The following is a 15,076-nucleotide window of genomic DNA, read 5'->3' on the forward strand; positions in this document are numbered from 1 at the left end:
AGGAGCGCGCCCTGCGCGCGATTTCGCGGGCAGGGCCCGCTCCTACGGGTTGCCGGGAAACACGGTATTCCTCCCCGTAGGAGCGGACCTTGTCCGCGATAGCCGGACGTCCCGCCGCGGTTCGCGGATAAGATCCGCTCCTACGCTGCCCCACCCACGCCATTCCCATTGTAGGAGCGCGCCCTGCGCGCGATTTCGCGGGCAGGGCCCGCTCCTACAGGTTGCCGGGAAGCACGGTATTCCTCCCCCGCGGACCTTGTCCGCGATGGCCGGACGTCCCGGCGCGGTTCGCGGATGAGATCCGCCGCCCCACCCGCGCCATTCCCATTGTAGGAGCGCGCCCTGCGCGCGATTTCGCGGGCAGGGCCCGCTCCTACAGGTTGCCGGGAAGCACGGCATTCCTCCCCCGTAGCGGACCTTGTCCGCGATAGCCGGACGTCCCGGCGCGGTTCGCGGATAAGATCCGCGCCTATACGCTGTCCACCCGCACCATTTCGCACCCTGCGCCGGGAAAAACGAACGGGGGCCGAAGCCCCCGTTTTTTTACCTGACGCGCATTGCGCTCACTGCGCCGTCGCGTCCTGGCTGCCTGGGTTGACGATCACCGTGGTGGTGATGCCCGCCGCCAGCAGCACACCTTCCGGCACTTCGTCGATGTGGATGCGCACCGGCACGCGCTGGGCCAGGCGCACCCAGTTGAAGGTCGGGTTGACGTCGGCGACCAGCTCGCGGCTTTCCGGGTTGTCGCGGTCGTAGATGGCGCGGGCGATGCTTTCCACGTGGCCCTTCAGGCGCTGGCCGCTCATCAGCTGCAGCTCGGCCGGGTCGCCCACGGCGATGTGCGGCAGCTTGGTTTCCTCGAAGTAGCCGTAGACCCAGTAGGAATTCTCGTCGACCACCGCCATCTTCGCCTCGCCGGCGCGGGCGTAGTCGCCGCGGTGCACGTTGAGGTTGGTCACGTAACCGTCCACCGAGGCGCGCACCTGGGTGCGCTCCAGGTTCAGCTTGGCGGCGTCCAGCGCGGCCAGGGCCTGCTGGTAGTCGGCCTCGGCGGCGGCGGCGGTGTTGCTGGCATCGTCCAGGCTCTCGCGGGACACCACTTCGTTGTCCATCGCGGCGCGGCGCCTGGCGTTGAGCTGGCGCATCTTCAGCGTGGCCAGGCGCGAGGCGACCTGGGCCTCGGCCTGCTTCACGGCGATGCGGTAGTGGTCGGGGTCGATCTGCATCAGCAGGTCGCCCTTCTTCACCTGCTGGTTGTCGCGCACCGGCACCTCGACCACCACGCCGGACACGTCCGGGGCGACGTTGATGATGTCGGCACGCACGCGGCCGTCGCGGGTCCAGGGGGTGTCCATGTAGTTCACCCAGAGGGTGCGGCCGATGAACACGGCGACCACCAGGATGATCAGGGTCGCCAGCAGGCTGAAGACGGATTTCAAGGTCATGGGTAACTGGCTCGTTATCGGTAGACGGTCAGGGACAGGCCGCCGAACAGGCAGGCGAACAGGCACACGCGGAACAGCGCCGGGTGCCAGGTGAAGCGGTACAGGCCGATGGAGGCGAAGACGCGGTCGATGCCCCAGCAGATCACCGCCGCGACCACGAAGAGCACGGTGAGGGTCGGCATGTAGACGCCGTGGAAGGCGATTTCCCGCGGCAGGTCGTCAAGCAGCATGGCTGGCGGTTCCTTGGCTGGCATCACGCAGCGGCGACTGCGGGTCGAGCAGCGTGGTGCGGATGAAGTGCAGGTAGCTGACCACCCGGCGCAGGGGCGAACTCTCGAAGTCCGGCGCGCACGGCTCCTCGGTGGCCTTGGTGGTGAGGATGGCATGTTCCACGGCGGCCAGGGCGCGCTCACGGTTGGCCTCGCCCGGCTGCACGAACAGGCGGATCAGCGCGCGGCCCATGCTGCGGATGGCCTGGCGCCAGGGCATGTCCTCGGCGTAGCAGGGCTCGTCGGGCAGCCGCTCCTGCTCTTCGCGCAGCTCGATGATCGAGTGGCCCACTTCCAGCACCAGGAACATCCAGCGCAGCAGGCTGCGCTGCACGTCCGGGCGGCGCGCGGCGAGGCCGTAGGCCTGGTTCATCAGGTCGCGGGTGGCGCTCTCGAAGGTCGCGCCCAGGCCGGCGAGCCTGCCGCTGATGGCTTGCACCACGCGCATCCGCAGGTCCTTCTCCAGGCGCCGCCAGAGCCAGGCCGCGGTGGGCGGCAGGAGCACGCCGACCAGCACCGCCGCGGCGCCCTGCGAGAGCACCAGAGCGATGTACTCGTTGAGGGTGCGGCCGGCATCGTAGACGGTCATGTTGGCCGGGATGGCACCGAAGCAGAAGAAGATCAGCAGGCCCATGCCGTAGCCGGCGTAGGCCGGTTTCACCGAGAGGTAGGCGCCGATCACGAACACCGGGGCGATGGCCACGCACAACAGCGGGAAGCCGTCCAGGTGGGGGAACACGAAGTAGGTCTCGGCGAAACCCAGGATGGCGGCGAAGAAGGTGCCCACGGCCATCTGCGCGGCCATCTTCGAGGGGTCCGGCGCGGCCGAGACCAGCGCCGCGACGGCGGCGGCGTTGAGCACGAAGGTGCTGCCGCTGGGCCAGGCGGTCTCGATCCAGAACACCCCGAACAGCAGCACCATCACCGCGGTGCGGCCGCCGGCCACCAGCGCGCCGACCAGGTTGGCCTTGGGCGAGAAACCGAACTTCCAGTTCTCCCGCTCGTGGCGGTGCTCGGCCAGCGAGGCATGCGTCAGGGTGTAGTCGTGCAGGTCGGCGACCAGCCGGTAGAGCAGCTCGCCGGCGGTGTTGAAGTCCAGCCGCTCGGAAACGTCCTCGACCTTCTCGCGCAGCCCGGCGCGGGCCTCGCGGATGCGCTGCATCATGTCCTGGCGCTGCGCCGCGATCTGCTCGGCGAGCACCGCCGCGTCGCTGTCGGTGAGCGGCTTGCCCTTCCACGGCTGGAGCATTTCCCGCAGCAGTTCCAGGCACGGCTCCAGGGCCTCCAGCACGCGCTGGCTGTCCTGGCCGCGCAGGCGTTCGAGCAACTGGTGCAGGGCGTGGTAGCGCGTGGTCAGCACCATGAACTCATTGTTCAGCCGCGCCAGGCGGCCGCCGCGCAGGCGCATGTGCGGGTCTTCGAACATGGTCGCGGTGCGCAGCGTCTCCAGGCCCACGGCCTGGGACACGAAGTTGACGTTGGCCGCCTCGAAGCGCTGGCGCTGGCCGCCGCCGAGGTTGTCGAGGACGAACCAGGCGAAGGCGCCGAAGCGCTGGTACAGGGCGTTGCGCATGGCTGCGGCGGAGGTCTGCGGCAGCACCACGGCGCTGACCACGGTCGAGCAGAGGATGCCCAGGCTGATCTCCAGCACCCGCCATACCGCCGACATGAAGGCGGCTTCGGGGTGCTGGGTGGCGGGCAGGCCGATCAGCGTCGCGGTGTAGCCGGCCAGCACGCAGGCGTAGGAGCGGAAGTCGCGGTAGCGCGCGGCGCCGGCGGTGCAGGCGCCGACCCACAGCGCCACCACCAGCAGGAACAGCACCCGCTCCTGGGCGAACACGGCGATCAGCGCCACCATCACCGTCAGCCCCACCAGGGAGCCGAGGATGCGGTAGAAGCTCTTGGCGAACACCTGGCCGCTCTGCGGCTGCATCACGATGAACACGGTGATGGTCGCGGTGCTCGGCTGCGGCAGCTCCAGGCGCATGGCCAGCCACAGGGTGAGCATGGCGGCGGTCAACACCTTGGCGACGTAGACCCAGGTCACGCCGTCGCTGCGCGCCCACTCGAAGAAGGCGCGGCGCACCTCCTCCAGCGGCGAGCGATTCGGCAAGGCTTGGCTGCTGGCCATCTCAGCGCTCGCTCAGCGGCCGCACGGAGACGGTCTCGGGGACCATCCTGTGCTCGCCCGGCGCGTCCTTGGCCGCCATCAGGCCGCCGCCCAGGGCCACCACCAGGCCGGCGTGGGTTTCCAGGCGCGCGGCCTGCACCTGCTGCAGCGTCAGCTGCTGCTGGAACAGGCGGGTCTGGGCGTTGAGCACGTTGAGGTAGTCGGTCAGGCCGCCGCGATAGGCCTTGGTGGCGATGTCGTAGGTCTTCTGCGCGGAGGCCACCGCCTGCTCGGCGAGGCTCTGCTGCTTCTCCATCGAGTGGGTGCGGATCAGTTGGTCGGAAACGCCCTTGAGCGCCCGCACCAGGGTCTGGTTGTACTGCGCCACGGCGGCGTCGTAGCCGGCCGATTCCTGGCCCAGCTGGGCGCGACGGCGGCCGCCGTCGAAGATCGGCAGGGAAATCGCCGGGCCCGCGCTGTAGGTGAACTTGCGCGCGGTGATGAACTCCAGCATGCCGCCACCGACGGCGCTGTAGCCCAGGCTGGCGATCAGGTCGACGTTGGGATAGAACTCGGCGCGGGCCACGTCCACGCCCTTGGCCTGGGCGGCGACCTTCCAGCGCATGGCGACCACGTCCGGACGGCGGCCGACCAATTCCAGCGGCAGCGCGCTGGGCAGCCCCGGCTGCTTCGCCAGGGCCAGCTTCGGCCGTACCAGCGCGGCGCCGGCGCCCGGGCCCTTGCCGGCCAGGGCGGCGATCTGGTTGCGCGACAGGGCGATGGCTTCCTCGATGGCGTCGATCTTGCGCTTGGTCTCCGGCAGCGGCACCTCGGCCTCGCTGACCTCGAACTGGGTGCCCAGGCCCCCGGCCAGGCGGCGCTGGGCCAGGGAGAGAATCTGCTGCTGCTGTTCCAGCATGGCCTCGGCGATGTCCAGCTCGGCGTATTGCAGCGACATCTGGATGTAGGCGCGGACGAGGTTGCTCTCCAGCTCCAGCTGGGCCATGCGCGCCTCGGCGGCGGTCATGTAGGCCACGTTCATGTAGCGCTCGGTGTTGCTGCGCTCGCGGCCCCAGAGGTCTAGGTTGTAGGAGAAGCCCAGGGAAGCGTTGTTGTTCCAGCTGGTGGTGTCGGCCAGGTCGCCCGGGCCGTAGAAGTAGTCGGTGGGCCACTTGTGACGGGTCAGCGAAGCATCCGCGCTGACCTGCGGCGACTCGGCGGACTCGGCCACCCCGGCCATGGACAGCGCCATGCGCACCCGCGCCTCGGCTTCGGCCAGGCTCGGGCTGTTGTCCAGGGCGGTTTGCACCCAGGTGTTCAACTGCGGGTCGCCAAAGGCGCGCCACCACTGCTCGGCCGGCCACTTCGCATCGCGGTTGGCGGACTGGATGGCGGCATCGGTGGCCAGTTGGTCATTGCCCAGGCGCTGTTCCTGCGGGGCGATGCCATGGGTACTGATGCAACCGGCAATTGTTGAGAAAACGACAAAGGAGCCGACGAACGCCAGTCCTTTCACGAGGTGACGCGACACGGTTGAGGGTCCTGGAGGGTGAGCTTGCTGTTTCAGCGTAGAGGATGCCGAAGAAACCATTCGGGCGAGTAAATTCTAGGGAGACGCGGCGAAACGGATAAGACGGCCAATTTGTGAATCTTTATTACCGATAATGAAATAATGTGGCCGGATGTCTCATGTGACAATAAGCCACCCTGTCGTTCCCGAGGGCTCCGAATGGACACTCTGCAAACCATGCGCGCGTTCGTCTGCGTGGCCGAGACCGGCAGCTTCACCGCCGCGGCCCAGCAGCTGGGCACCACCACCGCCTACGTCTCGCGCGCCGTGGCCAACCTGGAAACCCACCTGCGCGCGCGCCTGCTCAACCGCACCACCCGGCGTATCGCGCTGACCGAGGCGGGCCAGCGCTACCTGCTGCGCTGCGAGCAAATCCTCGCCTACGTCGAGGAGGCCGAAGCCGAGGCCGGCGACGCCCACGCCCGCCCCGCCGGGCGCCTGCGCGTGCACTCGATGACCGGCATCGGCCAGCACTACGTGATCCGCGCCATCGCCGGCTACCGCCAGCAGCACCCGGAAGTCAGCTTCGAACTGACCATGGCCAACCGCGTGCCCGACCTGCTCGACGAAGGCTTCGACGTGGCCATCGTGGTCGCCACCGAGCTGCCCGACTCCGGCCTGGTGTCGCAGCGCATCGGCGAGACCTACAGCATCCTCTGCGCCTCGCCCTCCTACATAGAGGCCCGCGGCGCGCCACGCACCCCCAGCGACCTGGTCAACCACGACTGCCTGCGCCTGGTCAGCCCGGTGCTGGCCCTGGACAAGTGGCTGTTCGACGGCCCCAACGGCCAGGAAATGATCACCGTCGGCCCGCCGACCTTCCAGGTCAACGTCGGCGACGCCATGACCGAGGCCATCCGCTGCGGCATGGGCATAGGCGCGCTGCCGGTCTACTCGGCGCTGGAAGGCTTGGAGGACGGCTCGCTGGTGCGCGTGCTGCCGCACCACAAGCTGCAGCTGCTCAACGTCTACGCTCTGTACCCGTCGCGCCAGTACCTGGACGCCAAGATCAAGACCTGGGTCGGCTACCTGCGCGAGAACCTGCCCGGCGTGCTGCAGGCCGACGAGGCCGGCATGGCCCGCCCGCACCTGGCCTAGCCCGCGCCCGCGCGGCTTTGGCCGCGCGATAACCGCCCCGCATCCTCGCCGCCGGGGCCGCCGGGCTTGCCAAGGGCGGTGGCGGGGATGCTAGGGTTGCGCTCCCGTCTGTCAGTCGTTGCCTTCCCCACCATGAAAAAGAACGTCTTCGTCTTCAGCCGCCTGGCGCCCGAACACCTCGACCGCCTGCGCGCGCAATTCAACGTCACCGTGCTCGACCCGAAACTGGGTGACGTCGACGCCCAGTTCGCCGCCGCCCTGCCCCAGGCCCACGGCATGATCGGCGTCGGCCGACCGCTGGGCGAGAAGCAGCTGGCCCAGGCCGGGCAGCTGGAAGTCATTTCCAGCGTCTCGGTGGGCTACGACAACTACGACCTGGCCTACCTGAACCAGCGCGGCATCGCCCTGACCAACACCCCGGACGTGCTCACCGAAACCACCGCCGACCTCGGCTTCGCCCTGATCATGGCCGCCGCCCGGCGCACCGCCGAGCTGGACGCCTGGACCAAGGCCGGGCAGTGGAAGCGCACCGTGGACGCGCCGCTGTTCGGCGTCGACGTGCACGGCAAGAAGCTCGGCATCCTCGGCCTGGGCCGCATCGGCGCGGCCATCGCCCGCCGCGGCCGCTTCGGCTTCAACATGGACGTGCTCTACCACGGCAACAACCGCAAGCCGGAGCTGGAGCAGGAACTGGGCGCGCGCTACTGCGGCTTCGACGAACTGCTCGGCGAGGCCGACTTCGTCTGCGTGGTCGTGCCGCTGTCCGACGCCACCCGCAAGCTGATCGGCAAGCGCGAGCTGGAGCTGATGAAGCCCAGCGCCATCCTGGTCAACATCGCCCGCGGCCAGGTGATCGACGAAGCGGCGCTGGTAGAAGCGCTGCAGGAAAAACGCATCCTCGCCGCCGGCCTGGACGTGTACGAGAAGGAGCCCCTGGCCGAATCGCCGCTGTTCGCCCTGCCCAACGCGGTGACCCTGCCGCACATCGGCTCGGCCACCCACGAAACGCGCCTGGCCATGGCCGAATGCGCCCTGGAGAACTTCGAGACGGCGCTGCGCGGCGAGCGGCCGAAGAACCTGGTCAACCCGCAGGTGTGGAAGGGCTGATCGCGGACGAAGTCCCTACAGGCCACACCGGGATGCTCTTCGTAGGATGGTGTTGAGCGAAGCGATACCCATCGCCGCGACCGCATGGGTTTCGCAAGCTCAACCCATCCTACGAAGAGCCACCTGCCCCGCCGCAACCGGCTTCGGCTTGCGGAACACCAGCACGTTGCCGGCCATCACCAGCGCCAGCCCGGCCAGGGCCGGCGCGCTCCACTGGTAGCCCTCCATGAACGCCGAGACATTCAGCGCCACCACCGGGAACAGCACGGTGCAGTAGGCCGCGCGCTCCGGCCCCATGCGCCCGACCAGGGTCAGGTAGGCGGTGAAGCCGATCACCGAGCCGGGAATCGCCAGGTACAACAGCGAACCGACGTAGCGCGCGCTGCCGTCGAAGGTGAAGGGCACGCCCTGCACCAGGCAGATCGCCAGCAGGATCAGCGCGCCGTAGAGCATGCCCCAGGCGTTGGTGCTCAGCGGGCGCAGCCCGGCCTTCTGCTGCAGGCTGGAGAGCAGGTTGCCGGCGGAGAAGCACAGCGTGCCCAGCAGGGCCAGGCCCAGGCCGTAGAAGGTCTCGCGGCTGGCGGCATGGCCGGTCAGCTCCGGCCAGAACAGCAGGGCCAGGCCGAGCAGCCCCAGGGCGCCGCCGCCGGCGACGTTCGGCACGATGCGCTGGCCGAAGAAGATGCGCGCATTCAGCGCGTTCCACAGGGTGGCGGTGGAGAACACCACGGCGATCAGCCCGCTGGGGATCCACTGGCTGGCGGTGTAGAAGCACAGGAAGTTCACGCAGAACAGGCACAGGCCCTGGGCCAGGCACAGCGCCTGGCCACGCCGGCCCAGCGGCTGCAGGCGGCGGCTGAGCAGGAGGATGGCGAACAGCACCAGCGCCGCCAGGGCGAAGCGGTAGGCGATGGACAGCGCGATGGCGACCTCGCCGACCTGCAGCTTGATGGCGATCCAGGTGGTGCCCCAGATGAGCACCGTGAGCAGGTAGAGCGACAGGTTCATGGCTGGCCTCCGGTCATGGGAGGCCAGTGTCCGCCCGCGCGCCCGGGCGCCGCTTGCAGATTCTTGCGCTTATTGCGACAACCGGGCTGGCAACGCGCGCGGGCGCGGGTAGAGTGGAGGCCTGAAGGAGTCGCCCCATGTCCGCCATCGAACAGTTGCAGGTCTTCCAGTCCATGAACAGTTCGCCCAACGCCCGCCTGGAGCGTTGCGCCGAGCTGGGCGACGGCCTGTCCGCGGCCATGTGGAGCAACCGCCACGACGCCCGCGACTACCTCAGCCCCGACCACCACACGCTGTCCTGCTACCTGGCCGGCGGCACCGGCACCTTCCGCCGCGGCGCCCCCGGCGCCAAGGGCGCGCCGGACAAGCTATGCATCATGCCGGCCGGCGAGGAAGCCTCGTGGATCGTCAACGGCGACATCCGCCTGGCGCACCTGTACTTCAGCCCGGAACGCTTCGCCCTGGGCTGCGTGCAACTGCTCGACCGCGAACCGCGCGAGCTGCAGCTGCGCGAACACACCTTCCTCGACGACCCGCAGCAGGCCGCGCGCTTCCGCCAGCTGGTGCAACTGGACTGGAACGAGCCGGGCGAACGCCTGCACACCAGCAGCCTGGCCCAGGCCATCGTCGACCACGCCCTGCTGACCCAGGTCGGCCGCCGCGACGGCCTGCGCCTGAAGGGCGGCCTGGCCCCTGCCCTGCGCCGGCGGCTGTGCGACTACATCGAGCAGAACCTCGCCGAACCGCTCAGCCTGGGCGAGCTGGCGGCGCTGGCAGCGCTTTCGGAATACCACTTCGCGCGCATGTTCCGCGAAAGCTTCGGCATGCCGCCGCACCAGTACGTGCTGGCCCGGCGCCTGGCCCGCGCCTGCGAACTGCTGCGCCAGGGCAGCCTGGCGCTGAGCGAGATAGCCCTGGCCTGCGGCTTCTCCAGCGCCAGCCACTTCGCCAACCGCTTCCGCGCGGTGCTGGGGGCTACTCCCGGGGAATACCGCGCGGCGTTCAACAGCTGAGCGACGGGGCTTTTCGTAGGAGCGAGGGGGACGCCTAGTTCTTGCTCGCGAATGGGGCTTATCCTGGCGTTATTGGTGTTTGGATGAACTCCGTCCCCTCTCCCCAGCCCTCTCCCTGAAGGGAGAGGGGGCTGTCCGTGCCGAGAGAAGGCTAGGTTTCAGCCGGTAGCTTTCGATGCTGCCGGCTAACGCCATAACATCAAACCCTGCCCAACGGTCCCCTCTCCCTTCAGGGAGAGGGTTAGGGAGAGGGAGCGGAGCCAAGCCCAGGCATCCAAGTAACCGGGAGGCCCCATTCGCGAGCAAGCTCGCTCCTACGAAAAGCCCATCCCCCCAGCAATCACCCCAAAACTGCCAACACCCCACCCACCAGCGGCACCCCCGCCGCCGCCGGCAGCGTCAGGCGCGGCAGCCAGGCCAGCAGGGCCACCAGGGTGGTGGTGGCGAGCATCAGCAGGCAGGCCCAGTAGACCAGGCCCAGCTCGATGCCCAGCAGGTGGATGCAGTAGGCCAGCGCCAGGCCGCCGTCCACCAGCGCCACGCCGCGCAGCAAACGCACGCGGGCCTCGCTGGGCGCGCGGCCGAACAGTTCGCGGTGGTGGCGGGCGAGGCCCAGGCAGGCGGCGGTCATCGCCAGCAGGTTGAGACCGAAGACCAGCAGCATCAGGCGTACTCCCCTTCCACCCGTTCACGGCGGCGCGACCTGGCTTCGGGCGCCGGCGGGCGGCCCAGGCGCCAGGCCAGGGCGGCGCACAGCGCGCCGCTGAGCAGCAATGCCAGGTCGATGCCGGCGAGCAGCCAGTCGCCGCGGGCCAGGCTGCTGGTCAGGCGGCCCGGCTCGGGGCCGAACAGCCCCAGCAACGGCAGGCCCAGGGCCAGCACGGCGGCGACCAGCGCCTGCTCGCGGGCGGTGCGGCCGCTGCCCTGGCGCCACGCCGCGTGCAGCAGCGCCAGCAGCCAGACCACCACGAAGCTGGTGATTTCCCAGCGATCGCGCTGGGCCAGTTCCGCCGGCAGCAGGCGCGAGGCCGCCAGCAATCCCAGGCTGGCCAGCGGCAGGCCGCCGCAGACCGCGGCGTTGAGCGTGCGCACCAGGCCCAGGCCGGCGCTGCCGCGGGCTTCGCGCTTGGCCACCCAGACCTGCAGGCCGCCGAAGATCATCCCGCAGCCGACCAGGCCCAGCAGCAGGTAGAGGATGCGCACCAGGGTGCCGCCGAACTGCGCCATGTGCAGCCCGGTCAGCCAGGCGTAGGTCTTGTAGCCGTTGCCATAGGGCGGCTGCACGTGCAACAGCGCGCCGGTGGCGGCGTCGAAGGAAACGGTGCGCTGGTCGTTGACCATGCCGCGGTCCACGGCCCGGCGGATCTGCACCATGGACGAGGCGTCGTTGGGGTGTTCGAGGTTGATCCAGCCCACCCGGCTGTCGTCGCCCCACTGCTCGCGGGCGCGCTCGACCATGCGCGAGATCGGCTTCGGCGGCTTGGCCGGGCGGCCCAGCTCCTCGCGGTCGAAGGCGTGCTGCACCTCGTGTTCGAAGCGCTCGAAATCGCCCTTGTAGGCGACCTTGATGCCGGCCTGCATGTACAGGGTGATGAAGATCACCAGCCCGGTGTAGGCCAGCAGCACGTGGAACGGCAGGCCGATCACCCCCAGCACGTTGTGCGCGTCGAGCCAGCTGCGCTGGCGCGCCGCCTTCGGCCGCAGGGTGAAGAAGTCCTTGAAGATGCGCCGGTGGACGATCACCCCGCTGACCAGCGCCACCAGCATGAACATCCCGGCGATACCGACGATGTAGATGCCCAGGGTGCCGGCGTGCAGGGTGTAGTGCAGCTCGAAGAAGAAGCCGCCGCCGACGGTCTTCGGCAGTTCCTCGCCGGTCTGGGCGTCGATCAGGAAGGAGCGGAACTCGCTGAGGTCGCTGGGCACCCAGCCGGCGGTCCAGTAGGGCCCGCGCTCGGTCGGCGGCAGCATCCAGTAGGCATGGGCCTTGGGCGCGCGCTCGACCAGGGCGGCGTGGACCTGGTCCACGCCCACCGCCGGCTGCTGCGCCTCGTGCAGTTGCGGCAGCATCCAGCGCGTCAGCTCCGGCTCGAAGCAGGACAGGCTGCCGGAGAAGATCACCACGAACAGCAGCCAACTGACCAGCAGGCCGCTCCAGGTATGCAGTCCGGACATCGACTGGCGCAGGCTCATGGGCGCACTCCGAAGTCGTGGGGCAGGAACGCGGCCAGCGCCAGCAGCGCGCTCAGCGCCAGCGGCACCAGGCAGGCGCGCCAGGTGCTGCGGGCGGCGAACACGTAGAGGATGGCCACCACCCAGACCATGAAGCAGCCCAGGCTGGCGAAGGCCACGCGGTCGGCGCGGGCCAGCGGCAGGTAGACGCTGAGGAAGGCGGTGCTGGTGTAGGCCAGGGCATAGCCGCCGAACAATGCGGCCAGGATGCGCGCGCTGAGTTGCGCGCCGAAGCGGCCCTTGCTGCTCATGGGCGTACCTCGGGCTGGAACGGCGGGAATCCGGACGGGTGCATGGCTGTGCTCACCTGCTGACAGAAGTTCACCCCGAACAGGGGTGGCAAAAGCGGGAATTTATATGAAATGCGTTCGCATTTGAAAGAGATACGCAAGAACGGATGTGAATAATCCCGTGCGTCTTTCCCACCATCGGGGCATTCCAGACCGGGCGTAGGGCGAATAACGCTCCGCGTTATCCGCCGTTTGGCCTTGGTCCAAGGCGGCTCCGGGTTTGGCCTTGGCGTGGGCTATGGCCAAGGTGAAGCGGCGGCTTCGAGCTCGGCCTTGGCGCGGGCTGCGGCCAAGGTGAAACGGCGTATAACCGCGAACGGTTATACGCCCTACGCCACGGTCGGGCTTGGCGTAGGCGCTGTGGCTGAGCGCGCCCGAGGCCGGCAGGAAGTTGTCCTGGGCGCAGCACAAGCGGGATTGCACAGAGGCCGAACGACCGTGGAAAACCTGCAGAAAAAATCAGAAAAGTTTTCAGCGCCCCCGCCGGGCCTGCTCCATGGCCCGTTCGAGCAGTTGGAAGACCCGCAGCGACTGGCACTGGGCGACGTTGAAGCGCAGGAAGTCCGGCGCGTTCTGGCCCAGGCTGAAGACGTTGCCCGGCGCCAGCACCATGCCCTGCTCCAGCGCCGCGCGGGACACCGCGGCGGCATCCAGAGCGCCGGGCAGCCGCGCCCAGACGAACACCCCGCCGCGCGGCTCCAGCCAGGGCTGCAGGCCCAGGCCGCGCAGGCGCGCCAGGGTTTCGCCCATGGCGTCGGCCAGGCGCACGCGCAGGCTTTCTATATGCCGGCGGTAGCCGCCCTTGCGCAGCAGTTCGTGGAGCAGCTCGGCGTTGAACGGGCTGTTGCCGAAGGACGTGGCCAGCTTCAGGTCCACCAGTTGCTCGCACCACTGCGGTCGCGCCGCGATGTAGCCGCAGCGCACCGAGGCGGACAGCGTCTTGGAGAAGCTGCCGACCTGGATCACCCGCTGCAGGCCGTCGAAGGCGGACAGCCGCGGCGCCTGCTCGTGCTCGAAGTCGGCGAAGATGTCGTCCTCGACTATCAGCAGGTCATGGGCCTCGGCCAGCTTCAGCAGGCGGTGCGCCACCAGCGGCGAGAGCTGCGCGCCGGTAGGGTTGTGGAAGGCCGAGTTGGTGATGTACAGGCGCGGCCGGTGGCGCTGCAGGATGCCGGCCAGGGCCTCGATGTCCGGCCCCTGCGGCGTGTAAGGCACGCCGATGGCCACCGCACGATGGGCGCGCAGCAGGGCCTGGAAGTTGAAATAGCCGGGGTCGTCCACCAGCACCTCGTCGCCAGGCTCCAGCAGGAAGCGGCAGACCAGGTCGATGGCATGGGTGCCGCCGTCGGTGAGCACGATCTGCTGCGCGCCGACCTGCAGGCCGTAGTCGCCCAGGCGCCGCGCCAGCTGCTCGCGCAGGCCGGCGTGGCCGTAGGGGCGGCCGTACTCCAGCAGGCTCGACTGCGGCTCGCGGGCCAGTTGGCGCAGAGCGCGGCGCAGCTCGTCCTCCGGCAGCCAGGACGGCGGCAGCCAGCCGCAGCCGGGTTTGAGCGAATCCTCGGCGGCTTCCAGCGCCTGGCGCGAGATCCACAGCGGGTCGATGCTGCGGTCCAGCGCCGGGCCGATCTCGGCCAGCGACAGCGGCGGCAGCCGGCCGCAGACGTAGAAGCCGGAACCGCGCCGGGCGGCGATCAGGCCCTCGGCGGCGAGGCGCTCGTAGGCCTCCACCACGGTGCCCTTGGACACCTCCAGGCTCTGCGCCAGCGCGCGGACCGACGGCAGCCGCTCGCCCGGCACCAGGCTGCGCGCCGCCAGGCGTTCGCGCACCTGGCGCATCACCCCGTCCACCCGTGTCACGGCCATGGCCACCTCGACTGTACCGATGAAAATCCAGGACAGTTTGTTCGAATTGTACTGATCTGTCACTGGCCGCCCGCCCTCCCCGGCGCCACCATCGAGGCTCCCCTCTCCTCTCGGCGAATGCTCGATGAATGCTTCTTTAGGCGGTTGGTTCAGCGGTTTCCTCGGCGTGCTCATCTTCAGCGGCTCGCTGCCGGCCACGCGGGTGGCGGTGGGCAGCTTCGAACCGACCTTCCTCACCCTGGCCCGGGCCAGCATCGCCGGGCTGCTGGCCGCGGCCATCCTCTTCGTGCTGCGCCAGCGCCGCCCGGCGCGCCAGGACATCCCGGCGCTGCTGGTGGTGGCCCTGGGCGTGGTGGTCGGCTTCCCGCTGCTCACCGCCCTGGCCCTGCGCCACGTCAGCTCGGCCCACGCCATCGTCTTCGTCGGCCTGCTGCCGCTGGCCACCGCCAGCTTCGCCGTGCTGCGCGCCGGCGAGCGGCCACGCCCGGCGTTCTGGGCCTTCTCGCTGCTCGGCAGCGCTGCGGTGGCCGGCTACGCGCTGAGCCAGGGCGGCGCCGGCAGCCTGCTGGGCGATGTGCTGATGCTGGCGGCCATCCTCGCCTGCGGCCTGGGCTACGCCGAGGGCGCGCGGCTGTCGCGGCACCTGGGCAGCTGGCAGGTGATCTGCTGGGTGCTGGTGCTGTCGTTGCCGCTGATGCTGCCACTGACCTTGTGGACCTGGCCGGCCGACCTCGCCGCGGCCAGCCTGCCGGCCTGGCTGAGCCTGGGCTACGTGTCGCTGTTCAGCATGCTCATCGGCTTCTTCTTCTGGTACCACGGCCTGGCCCGCGGCGGCATCGCCGCGGTGGGCCAGCTGCAGCTGCTGCAACCCTTCTTCGGCCTGGCCCTGGCCGGCCTGCTGCTGCACGAGCAGGTCAGCCCGCTGATGGCCGTCTCGACCCTGGCGGTGGTGGCCTGCGTGGCGGGGGCGCGGCGCTTCGCCCGCTGAGCCGCCTGTGGCAGCGCGTCGCGGGAAATAGGGGTATCATCGGGCGTTTGTGTATTTCCCCGGGCTTGCCGGAAGGAACCTCC

At 69.4% G+C, this 15,076-nt stretch carries 13 protein-coding genes; 4 read left to right on the forward strand and 9 right to left on the reverse strand.

Going from position 1 to position 15,076, the window contains the following annotated elements; translation table 11 throughout:
* Nucleotides 1–563 precede the first annotated feature (563 nt).
* Genes FG99_RS02110 through FG99_RS02125 form a run of 4 tightly spaced genes read right to left on the reverse strand, consistent with a single transcriptional unit; the run spans nt 564 to nt 5,355 of the window.
* Nucleotides 564–1,445, reverse strand: a complete 882-nt coding sequence (locus FG99_RS02110; RefSeq protein ID WP_009619086.1) for an efflux RND transporter periplasmic adaptor subunit — start codon at nt 1,443–1,445, stop codon at nt 564–566.
* 14 nt (nt 1,446–1,459) lie between these two features.
* Nucleotides 1,460–1,660: a DUF1656 domain-containing protein gene (locus tag FG99_RS02115; protein WP_024128300.1), complete on the reverse strand. Its 201-nt coding sequence runs from the start codon at nt 1,658–1,660 to the stop codon at nt 1,460–1,462.
* Between the two features lie 4 nt (nt 1,661–1,664).
* Nucleotides 1,665–3,845 carry an FUSC family protein gene (locus FG99_RS02120; protein WP_043266976.1) on the reverse strand — a complete coding sequence of 727 codons (2,181 nt, stop codon included), beginning with the start codon at nt 3,843–3,845 and terminating at the stop codon, nt 1,665–1,667.
* A gap of 1 nt (nt 3,846) precedes the next feature.
* The gene (locus tag FG99_RS02125; protein ID WP_051878360.1) at nt 3,847–5,355 is read right to left on the reverse strand and encodes an efflux transporter outer membrane subunit; all 1,509 of its coding nucleotides are present in this window, start codon (nt 5,353–5,355) and stop codon (nt 3,847–3,849) included.
* Between the two features lie 198 nt (nt 5,356–5,553).
* Here FG99_RS02125 and FG99_RS02130 point away from each other — a divergent pair, with 198 nt between their 5' ends.
* Complete coding sequence (locus FG99_RS02130) at nt 5,554–6,492, forward strand: LysR family transcriptional regulator (protein ID WP_009619078.1); 939 nt, start codon at nt 5,554–5,556, stop codon at nt 6,490–6,492.
* Nucleotides 6,493–6,624: 132 nt separating this feature from the next.
* Nucleotides 6,625–7,599: a 2-hydroxyacid dehydrogenase gene (locus FG99_RS02135; protein ID WP_043266978.1), complete on the forward strand. Its 975-nt coding sequence runs from the start codon at nt 6,625–6,627 to the stop codon at nt 7,597–7,599.
* A gap of 99 nt (nt 7,600–7,698) precedes the next feature.
* Here the strand turns inward: FG99_RS02135 and FG99_RS02140 are convergent, their stop codons facing one another.
* Complete coding sequence (locus tag FG99_RS02140) at nt 7,699–8,607, reverse strand: DMT family transporter (protein WP_043266980.1); 909 nt, start codon at nt 8,605–8,607, stop codon at nt 7,699–7,701.
* A gap of 137 nt (nt 8,608–8,744) precedes the next feature.
* On the opposite strand from FG99_RS02140, the gene FG99_RS02145 reads away from it, so the two are divergent.
* Complete coding sequence (locus FG99_RS02145; RefSeq protein WP_043266982.1) at nt 8,745–9,620, forward strand: helix-turn-helix domain-containing protein; 876 nt, start codon at nt 8,745–8,747, stop codon at nt 9,618–9,620.
* A gap of 340 nt (nt 9,621–9,960) precedes the next feature.
* Here FG99_RS02145 and FG99_RS02150 read toward each other — a convergent pair whose 3' ends face one another.
* The 4 genes from FG99_RS02150 to FG99_RS02165 all read right to left on the reverse strand — a co-directional run bounded on the left by FG99_RS02150 (nt 9,961) and on the right by FG99_RS02165 (nt 14,005).
* Nucleotides 9,961–10,284 (reverse strand): DUF3325 domain-containing protein, encoded by a 324-nt coding sequence (locus tag FG99_RS02150; RefSeq protein ID WP_043266984.1) that lies wholly within the window; start codon nt 10,282–10,284, stop codon nt 9,961–9,963.
* Complete coding sequence (locus tag FG99_RS02155; protein ID WP_043266986.1) at nt 10,284–11,813, reverse strand: PepSY-associated TM helix domain-containing protein; 1,530 nt, start codon at nt 11,811–11,813, stop codon at nt 10,284–10,286. Before FG99_RS02155 ends, FG99_RS02150 begins: the two co-directional genes overlap by 1 nt.
* Nucleotides 11,810–12,103: a DUF3649 domain-containing protein gene (locus FG99_RS02160; RefSeq protein WP_009619068.1), complete on the reverse strand. Its 294-nt coding sequence runs from the start codon at nt 12,101–12,103 to the stop codon at nt 11,810–11,812. Before FG99_RS02160 ends, FG99_RS02155 begins: the two co-directional genes overlap by 4 nt.
* A gap of 510 nt (nt 12,104–12,613) precedes the next feature.
* Nucleotides 12,614–14,005: an aminotransferase-like domain-containing protein gene (locus FG99_RS02165; protein ID WP_043266988.1), complete on the reverse strand. Its 1,392-nt coding sequence runs from the start codon at nt 14,003–14,005 to the stop codon at nt 12,614–12,616.
* 124 nt (nt 14,006–14,129) lie between these two features.
* Between FG99_RS02165 and FG99_RS02170 the strand changes: the two genes are divergently transcribed.
* Nucleotides 14,130–14,993 (forward strand): DMT family transporter, encoded by an 864-nt coding sequence (locus FG99_RS02170; RefSeq protein ID WP_043266990.1) that lies wholly within the window; start codon nt 14,130–14,132, stop codon nt 14,991–14,993.
* Nucleotides 14,994–15,076 lie beyond the last annotated feature (83 nt).

This window comes from Pseudomonas sp. AAC (genome assembly GCF_000725445.1).
Classification (GTDB): Bacteria; Pseudomonadota; Gammaproteobacteria; order Pseudomonadales; family Pseudomonadaceae; genus Pseudomonas; species Pseudomonas citronellolis.